Below are 14,993 nucleotides of genomic sequence, written 5' to 3' on the forward strand. Positions count from 1 at the left end.
GGGGATCTCTCGGTTCAGGGTTGGCGTTCACAACCCAAACCTAACCGGCAATCGCCGGTGACCACCGTCAGCTACACCACGCTATGGGACACGACCCTCGCGCGCTGTGGGTAACAGAGTTTTTCATGGTGCCACGAGCGACACGATCGGCTTCGCTGTCGTTACATCCGGCGTGGCCTCGGCGCCACTCCTCACCCTCAACCTTCGAAATTCGGAGGGCTCTTGTACTTGGCGCCTCGCGGAGCGTCCGCTTTCTGGCCTTGCCGAGCGGGCACCCTCAGAGGCAACCAACAGTGGCTCGTAGCACAAAAGCTTTGCGTGCCCCGCCGGCCAGCCGCGAGGCCGTGCCGTTCTCGATGGCCGCCGCGAGGCCCTCGCGCGGGATGCTTGTGAAGGGCTCCAACCCGATATTGTAGTGGCGGCCGAACCAGGGATAGTCGCGCATCGCCCCGAATTCCTGCCAGCACCAGACATAGGGCATGACGGCGGCGTCCCAGGCGATTTCGAGACCGAGCCCGCGGCTATCCCGAACTAGATAGTGGCCCTCTCGGAAGCCGCGCAGATAGCTCATCTCTCCAGGCGTTCCGACCACCGGCAGGCGCGACATGTCGACCGCCCGGCCGCCGGCATCGACCGCGTCATGCCAGGGCATTACCCGATTAGCGGCAAGGCGTCGCTGCGGATGGGTGCGGGAGATGTCGCCGGTCACGATCTCCACGCTACGCGGCATCTCGATAACTGATCCGGGCCCGAGAAACGGCCGGCCGAAGGTGATGTGGTGGCCCCACATCAGCGGGAGGTCGACATCGCTCTCATTGATCGCGACTTCCTCGAACAGCAGCGACGACGAGCCGGTTTCGAGCCTGACATTCCGTATCAGGCGATAGGGCAGCGTCTCTGTGCGGATACTCAGCTCAAGCTGCACGGCGGAAGGCGCATCTTCCACGACCCGCCAATCCCATGGCCGGTGCCAGACCTCTCCATGAAAACCATGGCTGCCGAAGGGAAGCCCCGGACCAGCCGACGGGGCGCCCCCGACTGGAAAGACCTCCTGCCAGCCGCCGGGATAGCTGTCGTAGAACGCCATGCGGGCGTCCGGCGGTGTGACCGCGCGCAGTGCCGGATGCCGAAGCCCGTTGGCAGAAAGCCAGACGAAGTCGGTATCGCTGGTCTTGTGCAGGAATTCGACCACATCGGCACCGCGGCCGACGGCGAAGCTGACACGCAGCTGCTCGTTCTCCAACGTCAGCACGTCCAATCCATGCCAGATGACATGTTTGGTGCGGACGCCCCAGTTCCGTTGCGGGCGGTAGTAGCCGTTCATCGCTCCATAGCCCCGGGCGTCATGGCACCGTCGGACGCACGCGCAACATCAATACAACCAGTGCACCGGTGGCACCCCCGCCGCGTCAAGACGGACTACAGCGATCGAATCTCCGAGCAGGCAGCCGAGATAGCCGGTCCGCAGATCGGGCCCACCAAAGGCGATGCTCGAAAGATTACGCAGCTTCGTCGATGGATTAGCGTCCATATGAGGCCGCCCAAGCGAATTGTCCTGATAGGCCTGCTCGACCCAGGCGACATGGGCCGGGTCGGTCTCGCTCAGCATGATCTCGCAATGCCCGCTTTCCGGATCGATGCGCATCAAAAGGTTTGAGATCACGCCCGCGATCCAGATCTTGCCTTCGACATCGAAGGCAAGCCCGTCTGGGAACTGGCCTTGCCCGAACTCGTAGATCACCTCCTTGGGGCCGAGGCTGGCGTCGTCGCGCAGCGCGAAGCGGCTCAGCCGCCGGCCATAGGTCTCGTTGACATAAATCCAGCGCCGGTCCGGTGAGATCTGGCATTCATTCGTGAAGCCGAGCCCGTCCGCCACGATGCGCGCGCCCTTCTCGTCCATCACGGCAATGAAGCCACTGTGCGAGTCGCTACGGTAGTCGAGCGAGCGCGGGACCATCGTCGTCGAGACGGTGAGCCAGAGCCGGCCGACATGATCGCGCACCAGATAGTTCGAGGGCGCAATCTGGGCGCCGTCGATCTGCGTCCAGTAAGGCGCGACCTGCCCATCGCGCGTCAGGCGCCAGACGCCACCGGCCTCGCTGCCGAGATTTGCAAGGAGAAAGGACCCGTCCGGATCGAGCGCGATACCATTCGGGCGCAGGCCTTCCGGCAGATCGACGGTCTGGCCGGTATAGAGCGTCTGCGTACCATCGGGCCGGAGATGGGCCACGCCGCCGCGCCAGTCGGCGGTGTAGAGATCGCCTTTCGCCGTGGCGAGGACGCATTCGGGACGACTGAGGCCGGAGCCGATCTGCGAGACGTCGTCGAGAGAAAGCGTCATCCGCGCATCAACCAAACCAGGGCCATCGGGATCGCTTCGACATAGGTGACGAGAAACAGCACGCAGAGCGCCAGGATGAACATCGGAATGAGCTCGCGCGAGATCGCCACCATGCCCACACGCGCGATCTTAGCTGCCACGAAGAGCGTGCCGCCAACTGGCGGCGTGTAAAGCCCGATCACGAGGTTGAACACCATGATCAGGCCGAGATGGACCGGGTCGATGCCGAACGCCTTGGCGGTGGGAATGAAGAGCGGCGCCGTCAGCATCAGCGAGGGCAACGGCTCCAGGAAGATGCCAACGAGGATCAGCGCCAGGTTGAGCAGAAACAGAAAGACGTATTTGTTCTCAGCTATGTTTAGGATCGTCTGCGCCAGATTGGCGGGAATCTGCTCGACCGTGATCAACCAGGACAGCGCGCCGGTGGCGCCGACCACAAGCATGACGACGGCGCTGGTGCGGAAGCTCTGCAGCAGCATGCCGGGAACCTGCGCCGGCTTGATCTCGCGATAGACGAACAACGCCAGGACCAGCCCGTAGAATACCGCAACCGAAGCCGCCTCGGTCGGCGTGAAGATCCCGGTGAGGATGCCGCCGAGGATGACGATAGGCATGCCGGAGGCCGGCAGAATGGCCAAGAAGCTCTTCCAGATGTCGGCGCGGCTCGGCATCGCTCCGCCGAGATCGCAGCCCAGCGAGCGACCTTTCCAGACGCAGAGCAGGATCAGGACGAAAGCGAGGGTGAAGGCTGGGAAAACGCCCGAAACGAGGAGCTCGCGTATCGAGACATTGCCGACGAAGCCATAGACCAGCAGCGGGATCGAGAGCGGCATCAACACGCCGATCGTGCCGGCGACCGCGATCAGCGCGGCTGCAAAAGCACGCGGATAGCCACGTTCGGCCATTCGCGGCACCATGATAGAACCGATCGCCGCCGAATCCGCAACGGCCGAGCCCGAGACCGAGCCGAACATGGTGCAGGCTGAGACCGTGACGACGCCGAGCCCGCCCGGCATGAAGGCCAAGAGCGAGCGCGCGAAGTCGATCAGCCGTCGGCCGACGCCGCCATGGGTGATCAGCTCCCCGGTGAAAATGAAGAGCGGGATCGCTGCCAGGTGCAGCGGCTCCAGGCTCGATATGTAGGATAGGAAGATCGCCTCGAGCGGGTAGCTCATGCCGAAGATCCCGATCGTGGCGACCGTCGTCAGCAGGAGCGCCCAGACGAGCGGCATTCCGAGGAGAGCGAGCGCGAAGAAGACCGCGCAGATGACGGCGAGAACCATGTGTCAGTCCTGGAAGGCTTCTTGCGGAAGGGGCTTGTCACGCAGCAGCAGCGCGATCTCGTAGAGCACGAAGACGAGCGCCAGCGTGGAGCCGACGGGCATCGCGAGATACTGCAGCCCCATCGGCACATGGAGCACGGTCAGCTCCTGCCCCATCGTGCTCTCCGTGATGTTCCAGCCATAGGAGATCAGGAGCGTAAGCAGGGCGGCCACACCGAGCCGGGTGGCGAGTTCGACGGCCTTCTGCAGGGCGGGCGGCATCTTGTCGGTAAATTCGGTGATGCGCATATGCGCGCCCCGGCGAGCGGCCGAAGCCCCGCCGAGGAAGGTCCCCCAGAGCAGCACGAACTCGCCGAATTCGGTGTTCCAGGCGAGGTCGCTGTTCAGCGCCACGCGCGCCGCGACATTGGCGAACATCACGACGAGCAGCATGGCGGCCAGCAGCGTCAGGGCAACATCGACCATGTCTCCGAGCCAGCGCAGAGGCGCTGGCTCGGGCAGGTTAGGGCGATAGAGGAAATGCATGCCGGCCTCCGATGATGATTTTCGACGGGGCTCAACTCATACTTTTTCGGATCTCTGCCGCCTCGGCGATGAACTGGTCGACCGCAGTTGCGCCGAACTCCTTGCGGGCACGCTCGACGGCGCCTTCGCTCGCCTTGCGCCAGGCTGAGAGATCCGGCTTGACGATGGTCGCGCCCTTGGCGGTCATCTCTGCCAAGAGCTTTTCGTCATTGGCGCGTACTTCGGTGCGATTCCAGTCGCCGGCTTCCTTCGCCGCCTTGAGGATGCCCTCCTGATCCGCCGCGCTGAGACTCTTGAACGTGCGCTCGGCCATGGCTACCCAGCGCGGCGAATAGACGTGCTGCGACAGAGTGACGTGCTTGGCGACCTCGTAGAAGCGCTGCGAATAGATGGTGTCGATGGGGTTCTCCTGACCGGAGACCGTGTTTTGCTGGATGGCGAGATAAACTTCGGTCACCGGCATCACGACAGGCGAGAAACCGATCGATTCCATGATCCAGCGGATCATTTCGACCGGAGCGATGCGCAGCTTCTTGCCCTTGGCATCGGCCGGGCTGTTAAGCGGGAAGTTCGTGGTGAAACTGCGGAAGCCGGCCTCCCAATTGCCGACGATGCGCATCCCCTTGGCGGGCAGCAGATCCGCCTGCTGCTTGATGAACTTCGAGGTGTCATAGAGCTTCCAGCCCTGCTCATAGGTCTCGGCCAGATAGGGCAAGGCGATCAACGAGAGGTCCTTCACATGGGGAGTAAAGGTGACGACGCCCGTCAGGGCGAAATCCAGCCCGCCGACCTGAAGCTGGTCGAGCGACTTGGCGTCGTTGGCAAGCTGCCCGGAATGGAAGACCTGAACCTTGCAACGGCCTGAAGTATATTTCTCGACCGCTGCGGCGAAACGCATCGCGGCCTCGTTCGCAGCACCAACCGAGGTGTCGGTATGGCTGAAGCGTAGCGTGCGGACGCTCTGGCCCAGGACGATGTTGGGAAAGCCGGTGATCGCGCCGCCGGCGAGAGCCGCCGAGGCCTTCAGGATATGACGTCTGTTCTGCATGGTAACCTCCCTTGTGTGTGTTTCCTGCCCAACCGGGCGGCTTCGACGGCCGCCTTCTCGTGGTTCAGATCGAGATGTTGCGTCAGATAGAGATGAAGCGTCCCTCTTCGGCAGAGCGGTAGATCGCTTCCTCGATGGCGAGATTGCGCATGTAATCGCGGCCCGAATTGACCAGCGCCGTACCCTTGGTCAGGTGTTCGACGACGTGGCGGCTCTGGCCATAGACGCAATCGCCGCCATAACCACGATCCACCCAGGTGTAAGTGTGCTCGCGCTCTTCGCCACGCAGCGGCCGCAGGAACAGTCGGCCATAGCCGTCGAGCCGCAGTACGCCACGGTCGCCCTCGACCATGAGCACGCCATTGGTCATGCGCGCGTCGTCGGCGGGATGGTCGATATGACGGTTCCCGTCAAAGAGCCCGGCGGCGCCGCTGGCGAAATCGAATACTACGAGCCCGGCATCCTCGCCTTTGATGACCGGATTGATCCGCCGCAGCCGCGCGAAAACGCCGGTGATCTCTCCCATCACGTCGCGGAACACGTCGATCAGGTGGATGCCGGTCTCATGGATGAGGAAGCGCGACATGCTTTGGAAATAGGGCTGTCGCGAGAGATAGGCTTCGGACCCTTGGCCGTCTCCGGGCCGCAGTCGGAAGTTGATGTTGAGAGGCGTGCCGATGGCGCCGTCGGCAACCAGTCGCCTAACCTCCATGAACCACGGCATGAAGCGGAAGTTCTCGTGGACGGCCAGCATCACGCCCGCGTCTTCGGCGATAGCGACGATCTCCTGCGCATCGTCGAAAGTCGGCGCCAGCGGCTTCTGGCAGATCATCTTCACGCCGCGCAGCGCCGCCGCCGCGACGAGAGCGCGATGCGTAGCCGGTGGCGTGACAATGTCGATCAGGTCCGGACGCGTCGCATCCAGCATCGCCTCGGCATCCTCGAAGGCGGCGGCTCCGTGCAGGAGCCCGGCTGCGGCCTCGCGCTTGCCCGCATCGCGATCGGCGACGCCGACGACGCGCACACCTTCCATCCGGCTCCAGGCGTCCTGATGGAAGCGGCTGAAATAGCCACAACCCGCTATGGCAACAGTCAGCGTCATTGCGGGTCGGCTTTTCCGCTCGTGATCAGATTGGCGATGGTGCTGCCGATGTCCCGCGTGCCATGGCGCCCGCCGATATCGTAGCTGCGCAGGTTGAGCTTGCCGAAGGCATGGTCGACGCCGAGCTCGATCGCGCGGGCGGCGTCTCTGGCTGCATTGCTGCCATGTCGCTCGCCAAGCCAGTCCAGCATCATCGCGGCCGAGAGGATCATGGCTGTCGGGTTGGCGATGCCCTTCCCCGCGATGTCCGGCGCCGTGCCATGGCTAGGCTGGAACATGCCGTGGCCCCCGCCGATATCGGCGGAAGGAGCGAAGCCCATGCCGCCGATCAGCCCGGCGCCGAGATCGGAGAGAATGTCGCCGAACAGATTCTCGGTCGGCAGGACATCGAAGTCCCAGGGGCGGCGGACGAGGTCGAGCGCCATCGCGTCGATGTAATGGTGGCGAGCCTCGATGTCGGGATGCTTCGCCGCGGCCTCGTAGAAGACCTTCCGCATGAAGGCGAAGGAGCGGAACACGTTGGCCTTATCAACGATGGTGACGCGCCCCGGCGTGCCCCGTGTCTCGCGGCGGCGGCGGGCGAGCCTGCAGCAGAAGTCTGTCAGTTCCTCGGTGATTTTGCGCGTGATGACCTGAGTGTCGCGCGCTTCCTGATCGTCGATGATCTCGCCTTTGCCGCGCGAGGCGAACATGCCCTCGGTGGACTCGCGCACGATGACGAGGTCGATGTCCTTCCAGCGCTCATCGGTGAGGATCGGCGGGGTGCCCGGAATGGCGCGGATCGGGCGCACGCCGGCATAGAGGCCGAAATGCATGCGGATATCGAGCTGCGGGGCGATCTCGGTGCCGTCCGGGTAGCGAATATCCGGCCAACCCATGGCACCGAACAGGATGGCGTCGGCCTTACCGATCCTCTCCATGCCGCCATTGGGCAGGATCGCGCCTGTTTCCTTGAAATGATGCGCTCCGCCGGGCACATGTTCCTGACGAAAGGACAAGTCGAAGCGCTTCTCGACCGCGTCCAGCACGACGGCCGCTGCCTCCATGACTTCGACGCCGATGCCTTCGCCCGGCATCACGGCAAGGTGGAATGAGTTCGAAGTCATAGTCTCTGGATTCCGTGTCGTTCGATGATGGTGGTCAGCTCGAGGCCGCCCCGCTTGCGATGCTCGTGGTAGATTTCGCGGGCACGCTCGACATCGCCCGCGAGGATGGCCTCGACCACGGCGCGGTGCTCGGTTGTTGACTGCACCGGCAGCGGCCGCAGCGAGAGCGTGAACATGCGAGCGCGATGGGCCTGGTCCCAGACCTGCATGATCATGCCCGCCAAGCGCTTGTTGCCGCAGAGACGCGCAAGGTTGAGGTGGAAGCTTTCATCGGCAGCAGCCCAGGCCTGAAGGTCGGCTGCACCCGCGAGTGCGGCCTCCATCGCATCGCAGGAAGCGATGAGGCCGGCGAGCTCCGCCCTGTCCGGCCTTCGCCGGGCCAGAAGCTCCACCGCCGTCGGCTCCAGCGACATGAGCACTTCGTAAATTTCGCGCATGTCGCCCGGCGACAGCGCCGAAATTCGCACGCCGTGGCGCGGGACGATTTCGAGCAGGCCTTCCTGCTGCAGCCGCACGAAGGCCTCCCGAACCGGCGTCCGAGACGCATCGAGCTCGGCCGCAATCTCGCTTTCGAGGATCTGCGCTCCAGGCGGATAGCGGTTGTCGAGAATGTGCTGCTTTAGCTGCGCATAGACCGCGTCCGTCGAACGCCGGGCGGGCTGGGGTGTTTCCGAAACGGACAACCTACTGATCATCGAATCCGACAATGCATACATTAATTGATGCGACAAACGTACACGCCGCCAATCCGATTGCAAGCGGCAATCTGCGGGCCGCCTGGCGCAGGCGACAAGTCGAGGCGGATCAAGGCGGCGATAGCCCGATCGCGTTTGGGCTCAGAGCGCGAGGCGCCGGGATCGACCTGCTCGGATCGCGTAGGCAGGAATAGATCATGCACAACTTCGTCGTGCTGCCCGGCCGCAACGTCGTTGATATTCTGGCCCCGGCCGCGTCTTGCGGGTGGGTATCAATCTGTCGAACATTCTGTTGGCTACAGGCCGTACGCCAGTAGGCAATCCTGTTGGCGGCTCTCCGGGCATGCGCGGGCGCTCGCCAAGCTGGTAGGCGCTGATGGCCCCTTGCGGACGCGCGCAACGTCCGCTCTCGGGCGCCCCAGCAAGGCAATGACACACAGCCCGATTGGCTCGCTGCTCACCGTAGGAAAGACGGGTTTTAGTGAGCCCAAGCGTGAGCTCTCCGATGCTTCGCGTAGGATCGAGCTGATTCCGCGGATGGTGACCGTAACGAAGATCGTGCGTAGCGCACGCTGGCCAACTGGTACGACGAGATGCACCCACTTTCGTCGAGCGCCGCATGCGACCTCGTGGGCGAGGCGGTAGCGCGCTTGCGAGTTGTCCAATCTGCGAGTTGATAACGGAACGAAAGCCGCTATTGTTCTCTTTTAATCGCGCACGAAAGAGATTGTGATGCCGAAGGTCGTAGCTGATGCCGAAGTTCAAAAGCGCGTCGCTGCTTTTGTGGATCGAAACGGCTATTCGAGGGCATCGAAGCTTCTAGGAGTGCCCAAATCAACGCTCCACCGAGCCGCACGCAGCGGGAAGGTGACGCTTCGAAGCGCAGAGGCGCTCATGGCGAAACTGCCATCAGTCTCGGAACCAAAAACCGAACAAACAGAAAAAATAACAGAACGGGATATTGAGTCCTTTAGTAAGGTGCTACATGCTCTTATTATGGCTGCTGCTAGGCTTGAGCGGGGCGGAGAGCCCAAGTTCGCTGGGAATGTTGAGAGAGCTTGAGTTATGAGCCGGGGCGACCTCGTTTTATCCCTTGCTGAGGCCGGGGCCAATGGCGATAGGTCTGGTGTTCGGCGTACTGTAATGGCGCTCGCGGAAGAGGCGCGCGCGCGTCAACAGCACACTTTCGCGGGAAGGCTGGCTCGTGTGATCGACAAGACAGTCTCAGAGCGTGCGCCGTTGCCGATGAGCCGTTTGCCAGCCTCGGTATCCGGAGCTTTAGCGGAGCGGAAGCCGCGCCTCCGTTTTCGCGATCTGGTGTTGTCTCGGGATAACCAAGAGCTACTGACTGAGCTTCGGACGGAGCATGAGCAGGCTGATCTGCTTTACTCCCATTCGCTCCAGCCCCGGCGAAGCGTCCTGCTCGTCGGCCCGCCGGGGAACGGAAAGACCAGCTTGGCGGAGGCGATAGCTGCCGAGTTGGGAGTTTCGTTCTATGCGCTCCGCTATGAGGGTGTCGTCGGCAGCTTCTTGGGCGAAACCGCTGCCAAGCTGTCGGCTGTGATGGAATACGCTTCATCGACGCCCTGCGTGCTGTTCTTCGACGAATTCGACGCCGTCGGTAAAGAGCGCGGCGACATTCACGAGACGGGCGAAATCAAGCGCGTCGTGAGTTCATTACTCATGCAGTTCGATGCGCTTCCGCCCCATGTCGTCTTGGTTTGTGCGACAAACCATCCGGAGCTTCTTGACCGTGCGGTTTGGCGTCGGTTCGAGGTGAGGCTTGATTTGCCCAATCCTTCACGCCGGCAGCTGAAAGCGTGGTTTGAGCGTGCATTCCCTGCCTTAGACCAGGTCGATCCTACGCTCGCTGGCGAGCTTTCCGAAAAATTCCGGGGGAAAAGCTTCGCGGAGGCGGAGCAGTTCTCGTTGGATGTTCAACGTAGGCTGGTATTGTCGGAGAAGCGGCTCGACGAGGTTGACGCGATTCGCTTGACCGTAAAGCGTTGGAAGTCGAGATTAGCTTCTACCAGGCAGAAGAATGGCCACCGAGCGTCCGATCCTAACCCTGACCTATTCGAGCGAGACGAAGAGGGTTAAAGGCACTCCCGACAGGCGGCGGCGGCCGTCTGAAACGCCTCAAGCGCAGGCCGCGCGATTTGGCGAGCGCTTCCAGAAAATCTCGGCGAATCTTCAGAGCGCCCAAGGTAACATCAATATCCGCCGGGATGCAGACGCTATTATTCCCGATCGCGCCCTTGTACTCGAACTTAAATATCGGCAGTCCGATTTTCTGAAAGAAGCTGAGCGGTTGGGATTTGAATGGCTGCTGGAGGAAGAAGATCCTGATTTCGCGCAAGACGATCTCGATGATGAAGACGACGCGGACGGTGTGGCTGACAGTCCCCCCCTCGTTGTTAAGGAGGAACGCCGTCTCTACGCTATTATGCCGTCCGCGGAATCGCTGAAGCTTATGCTGGACCTTTGGAGCCAGTACAAGAATAACAGCAAAGCCGAATACGGTTATGGAGCGTGGTGGAAGATCTTCGGGGCTTTGAATGATATTCGACCTTGGGGTAGCGCGGACCGCATCGATGAATGGACTAGGCGCGTTCTCGATCAGCAGCTCGAAAATGACCCCACAGCGGAAGTCCGTGTCGAATTCAATCTCTGGTTCCGAGCAGAGCATGCGACGCGTGTAGCGCGCGAGAGCCAATTTAAATTGAAGGTTAGCGAGGCTGGAGGACAAGTACTGGATATCGGCATGATTGCCGCGATCCAATATCATGCTGCGCTCGTCCAATTACCGGCTGCTCGCGTTCGCGAACTGATCGAACTGACCGGTCCCCTGGCTAGCGCGGACGAGATCATGATGATCCGCCCACAAAGCTTTAGCCAAGCGGTCGCCCCCGAGAAGGAGCCCGCCTCCGGTCCATCGCGCGAACCGCCCTCGGCGCCAGATCCACGCGATCCAATCGTAGCACTTCTCGATGGGTTTCCTGTCGAGAACCATGACCTGCTGCGCAATCGAGTCGATGTTTTCCCGATCGACGTTCAGCCCGGAGAGGCTAGCCCTCAGCGCCGCTTTCACGGCACGCAGATGGCTTCGCTCATTCTTCATGGCGATCTGGATCTAGAGGACTTGCCCCTCGACCGTCGTCTGATGGTCGTCCCGGTCCTAGCCAGCCCCATGAGCAGCGGTCTGGAGCATACACCTCCGAACAAATTGCCGGTCCTGATGATCGAACGAGCGGTCCGCGCTCTCATGGAAGGCCTAGACGATAACGGTCCGATTGGGAGCAGTGTCGTCGTCATCAATCATTCCATCGGCGATCTGAATGCCCCGTTCGAACACTCATCGACACATTGGAGCAGGTTACTTGATTATCTGGCTCACGAGTACAATCTGCTGTTCATTGTGAGTGCTGGTAATATCGAGGATGGCGTACCTGTCGATGGCTTCGCTAGCATCACAGAGTTTCGAAGGGCCAGCCCTGCAGAACGGGCTAAGGCTATCTTAAAGGGCCTTGAGACGGCGAAAGATCGCCGACCACTGATTAGCCCGGCCCAGACCTTTAACGGCATTACGGTCGGAGCCATCCACTGCGACGCCGCTGGTGCCGCTGCATTCACCGCCGCAATTGATCCCTTCGGGCCTTTACGAATGACCAACTTGGGTTCCCGGCTGGGGTTCGGCGTGGACGGAGCCGTGAAGCCCGACATCGTCTTGCCAGGAGGCCGGCAAGCCGCTCGACCGTCAGTGGGCCCTCCCTTCGCTGTTTTTGCCCACGAGGTGGAAAGTGCGGGTCAGAGGTCGGCCGTGCCCGATACGCGAGGGGGGCGCCGCAATCTCACGCATCGCTCTACTGGCACTAGCAATGCAGCGGCACTAGCCACGCGCAATGCCGTCCTGATTGCCGACGCTCTCGATGACTTGGCGTCTGGTCCGGGAGCGACGCCGTGGAGCGACCGCGAAACCCGAGCGGTCGTACTGAAGTGCCTTCTTGCACACGGCTGTGCATGGGGCGACGTCGGCGATCACCTGAGTGGCTGCTTTGAGCCGGAGGAATCCCGATACGCAGAGCGCCGATACCGCGAAATGTCGAGGTTTCTTGGGTACGGCGAGCCCGATATCGGCAGAGTCGTCAGCGGAACCACCCACCGGGCAACGATGCTCGCGGAGGGAGTGATCCGGAATGGCAAGCGCCACGAATTCGAGATTCCGCTGCCAGACGCTTTGGGCGGAAAAGTGGACGTCCGCAGCGTGACATTCACGTTGGCATGGTCGTCACCCGTTCGCCTGGCCGCAAAGTCATCTCGCGCTATCCGCCTTCAACTAACAGACGAGCTGGGTCGATCGAACTTCTGGTCCGGCATTGCGCGAAAGGGCATTATTCAGCCACCGCACCGGTTGAGCGGACGGGGCACGCTTTTCCACGCAAAGCTATCGGGCAAAAGAGCGATCCCGTACGCCCCAGATTCGAGTTTCCGAATTGGGGTTCAAGCTCTCGCTGCGACGTCAGCCTTCAATCAAATGAAGGTGCCATACGCGCTGGCGGTCAGCTTCGAGGTTGCGCCGACCATCGAGGCTGACATCTACGCAAACATTCGCCAGCAAATCCAAAACCGCCTCCGCGTTCAACCAACGCCTGTCAGGACTCGATAGATGTCGCGATTTCACCCCGATGAGAGTCTCGGTTCTCAGACCAGTGCAGAAATCAAAGAGTACCTTGAGCTCATAGGGGATGAAGCGCGAGCGCACGCAATCAGCGCCCAAGGCAGTACCGGCCAGGGCATCTGGGGAAACGCCGCGATTTGGGCAGGTACAGACGCCATCTACGGTTTCATTGAAGAAGGCTCGCAGGCAGTCCTACCTATCGTGCCGCTTGCCTCGGTCCAGCCCGATGGCTCAATCGCCGGCAAGCGGGTCAAGGTTACTCTAGATCGCTTCTACGTCGAGGAATTTCCAGGTTTCGGCACTCACCGGATCCTGTGTGAGTTTTCCGGCAAGAATCAGGTGGCAGGCAAGACGGAGGAGTTGAATTTCGTTGCGACCTGCAATGCGAGGGACGGCCAAAGCGCGGGCGTCAGTGGGCTCCCAGTGTTCATGGGACTCACAGTCGGTCGAAACGGAATCAACCTCGAGGGGCGCACCGTCAACGTATCGAGCGAATCCGACGACATCATCTTGGGGGTCCTTGATGGCGATGCTTTTAAGAAAGGCTTGGAACTTATTCAAACGGCCCAACCGGCCATCAAGCCATTAGCTAGCCTCGCGGAAGGCTTGGTGCGGATGGTGATGAGCCGGCGGAAGAACAGGCAGATTCACACCTTCTCGCTGGGTTTGGATTTCGCCGGAAGCCCAACGTCGGCACGCCTCCGGTACGGGTCATTTGTCGTCATGCAGGTCGGAAGAAAGGGCAATTGGGACTGGTCACTCTACGGATGGAACCGTTCTACTCAACAAATTGTCCCGCAGAACGGTGCAGAGCCAATCGGGCAAAACTACATGGTTTTCGGTATTTCTCCCTTCGTGGAAGATGATGCTGTTGCCGAAAGAGCATAGATTGCTCGGAATAGCTTCCCGTTCGAGGGAGCGATTTCCATCACCCGTTAGCGGTGGTCCGACTTCGTTTAAATTTTTCAATTGCCATGAAGATTACCCCTGAAAGACGATGAGAATTTAACGGAAAGTTCGAGCCCGGTCTGGGCGTCCGTTCAAACCTAGATTTCGGTTACAGGGCGAATTCGAATGTCATATCCGTGATACAATGCTGACAGTCCCTATCGCTGCATTGGCAAAATCAGTGTGCGGACGAGCGGTTTTAGTTAGCGAATATTTTATGTTGAAGGAAAATCATTGTGAACGTGGCGAATATCACGCTCGAAATCTTGCGTTCATATGCGCAAGCTTGTATGGATCTTGACGCGACGGTTGAGAAACTGCGGGCGAAAGGGTTTGATCTCTTGGTCGTGCCGTCTCGGGGGGCTAGTCCCTTCATCGCTGGCGCAGCCAGCTATGCTCATACGCTAAGGAACGAGTGCTACGAAGCCTTTGACCCCTCAGCGCCGCGGATCCGGCCGATCGAGAAACTCTATCTGCCCTTCACCGCCGATGGTGCCAATGACTTCGCGATCTCGACGGCCGCCATACGTCGCTTTTGGTCCCGTGTCCTGGCTGCCTTCATTCGGCGCGACCGCAGTGATAAAGCATTGCTCTTCTACAAGTATCTCAGGGCAATATCGGGCAAAATTGCATTGGGGTTCCGACTGCGAGAAGGCGGGAAATCCGGGCGCTTCATCTTTATCGACACCGTCGTGTCTGGACAGGCGATCTGCGAAATATTTAATGCCTTCGCCGACTATGGCCTCGACGATTGCCATTTCATTCTGCTGATCGATCAGCAAGGCAACGCCCTCAGGCCCGATTATCGACAGCAGATCGATACGATGGTGTGTTTCGGCGTGCAAGTTTGGGTCTGACGCAATCTCGCTGACGTTTGGGGCTCATGTCGCGCCAATCAGACGCGCCTGGAGAAGATCGATCTTTCCGCGGCCGTACATTTGGCGCTTAACGAGCTTGAGACGGGTGATCTGGCCCTCGGTTTGACCGTTTGACCAAGTCGAGAGAATAGCTGCTCGCACAGCGGCCTCGTCTCGTCGGACGCCATTCGACAATGAGGCGACCAGGCTTTGGGAGGCGCGCTCGATCCAGGAAGCCAAAGCCTCGGCCTGCCTCGCTCTGATCATGGCATGGAAGTCGGCGACGATCTCGCGAGCCTCGAACAAGGACGTAAGCGTCGTCCTCAGGCCACATCCCTGAGAGCGGCCTGAGCCGGATATTCCCAGGGCAGCAGTTCGTCGATGCGGCTATTGGGATGGCCGTTGACGAT

The 14,993-nt window shown here is 60.9% G+C and carries 13 protein-coding genes and 1 pseudogene; 5 read left to right on the top strand and 9 right to left on the bottom strand.

Annotated elements, in window-relative coordinates; all coding sequences use genetic code 11:
* Positions 1 to 277 precede the first annotated feature (277 nt).
* The 8 genes from ACFPN9_RS14100 to ACFPN9_RS14135 all read right to left on the bottom strand — a co-directional run bounded on the left by ACFPN9_RS14100 (position 278) and on the right by ACFPN9_RS14135 (position 8,112).
* A complete protein-coding gene (locus tag ACFPN9_RS14100) occupies positions 278 to 1,324 on the bottom strand; it encodes a DUF4432 family protein (RefSeq protein ID WP_377817193.1) in 1,047 nt (348 codons plus the stop codon).
* A gap of 48 nt (positions 1,325 to 1,372) precedes the next feature.
* Positions 1,373 to 2,341, bottom strand: a complete 969-nt coding sequence (locus tag ACFPN9_RS14105) for an SMP-30/gluconolactonase/LRE family protein (protein WP_066720275.1) — start codon at positions 2,339 to 2,341, stop codon at positions 1,373 to 1,375.
* Positions 2,338 to 3,624, bottom strand: coding sequence for a TRAP transporter large permease (locus ACFPN9_RS14110; protein ID WP_066720278.1), 1,287 nt, complete (start codon positions 3,622 to 3,624; stop codon positions 2,338 to 2,340). Before ACFPN9_RS14110 ends, ACFPN9_RS14105 begins: the two co-directional genes overlap by 4 nt.
* Before the next feature lie 3 nt (positions 3,625 to 3,627).
* Positions 3,628 to 4,149, bottom strand: coding sequence for a TRAP transporter small permease (locus ACFPN9_RS14115; protein WP_066720281.1), 522 nt, complete (start codon positions 4,147 to 4,149; stop codon positions 3,628 to 3,630).
* Positions 4,150 to 4,180: 31 nt separating this feature from the next.
* The gene (locus ACFPN9_RS14120) at positions 4,181 to 5,197 is read right to left on the bottom strand and encodes a TRAP transporter substrate-binding protein (RefSeq protein WP_377817194.1); all 1,017 of its coding nucleotides are present in this window, start codon (positions 5,195 to 5,197) and stop codon (positions 4,181 to 4,183) included.
* A gap of 82 nt (positions 5,198 to 5,279) precedes the next feature.
* Positions 5,280 to 6,299: a Gfo/Idh/MocA family protein gene (locus tag ACFPN9_RS14125; protein WP_377817195.1), complete on the bottom strand. Its 1,020-nt coding sequence runs from the start codon at positions 6,297 to 6,299 to the stop codon at positions 5,280 to 5,282.
* The gene (locus tag ACFPN9_RS14130; RefSeq protein WP_377817196.1) at positions 6,296 to 7,405 is read right to left on the bottom strand and encodes an isocitrate/isopropylmalate dehydrogenase family protein; all 1,110 of its coding nucleotides are present in this window, start codon (positions 7,403 to 7,405) and stop codon (positions 6,296 to 6,298) included. Before ACFPN9_RS14130 ends, ACFPN9_RS14125 begins: the two co-directional genes overlap by 4 nt.
* Positions 7,402 to 8,112 (bottom strand): GntR family transcriptional regulator, encoded by a 711-nt coding sequence (locus ACFPN9_RS14135; protein ID WP_377817197.1) that lies wholly within the window; start codon positions 8,110 to 8,112, stop codon positions 7,402 to 7,404. The genes ACFPN9_RS14130 and ACFPN9_RS14135 overlap by 4 nt, the downstream gene beginning before the upstream one ends.
* A 720-nt stretch (positions 8,113 to 8,832) precedes the next feature.
* Between ACFPN9_RS14135 and ACFPN9_RS14140 the strand changes: the two genes are divergently transcribed.
* From ACFPN9_RS14140 to ACFPN9_RS14160, 5 genes are all read left to right on the top strand, one after another.
* Entirely contained in the window at positions 8,833 to 9,162 is a 330-nt protein-coding gene (locus ACFPN9_RS14140; protein WP_377817198.1) for a hypothetical protein, read from the top strand.
* An 81-nt stretch (positions 9,163 to 9,243) separates the two neighbouring features.
* A complete protein-coding gene (locus tag ACFPN9_RS14145; protein ID WP_377817199.1) occupies positions 9,244 to 10,200 on the top strand; it encodes an AAA family ATPase in 957 nt (318 codons plus the stop codon).
* A complete protein-coding gene (locus ACFPN9_RS14150) occupies positions 10,142 to 12,766 on the top strand; it encodes a S8 family peptidase (protein ID WP_377817200.1) in 2,625 nt (874 codons plus the stop codon). The genes ACFPN9_RS14145 and ACFPN9_RS14150 overlap by 59 nt, the downstream gene beginning before the upstream one ends.
* Positions 12,767 to 13,666, top strand: coding sequence for a hypothetical protein (locus ACFPN9_RS14155; RefSeq protein ID WP_377817201.1), 900 nt, complete (start codon positions 12,767 to 12,769; stop codon positions 13,664 to 13,666).
* A gap of 296 nt (positions 13,667 to 13,962) precedes the next feature.
* Positions 13,963 to 14,583, top strand: coding sequence for a hypothetical protein (locus ACFPN9_RS14160; RefSeq protein ID WP_377817202.1), 621 nt, complete (start codon positions 13,963 to 13,965; stop codon positions 14,581 to 14,583).
* A gap of 24 nt (positions 14,584 to 14,607) precedes the next feature.
* On the opposite strand, the pseudogene ACFPN9_RS14165 reads toward ACFPN9_RS14160, so the two are convergent.
* Positions 14,608 to 14,898 (bottom strand): annotated as a pseudogene (locus ACFPN9_RS14165) (transposase); the annotation flags it as partial.
* Positions 14,899 to 14,993: the final 95 nt, after the last annotated feature.

The sequence above is a fragment of the Allobosea massiliensis genome, from assembly GCF_042655245.1.
GTDB classification, from domain to species: Bacteria; Pseudomonadota; Alphaproteobacteria; order Rhizobiales; family Beijerinckiaceae; genus Allobosea; species Allobosea massiliensis.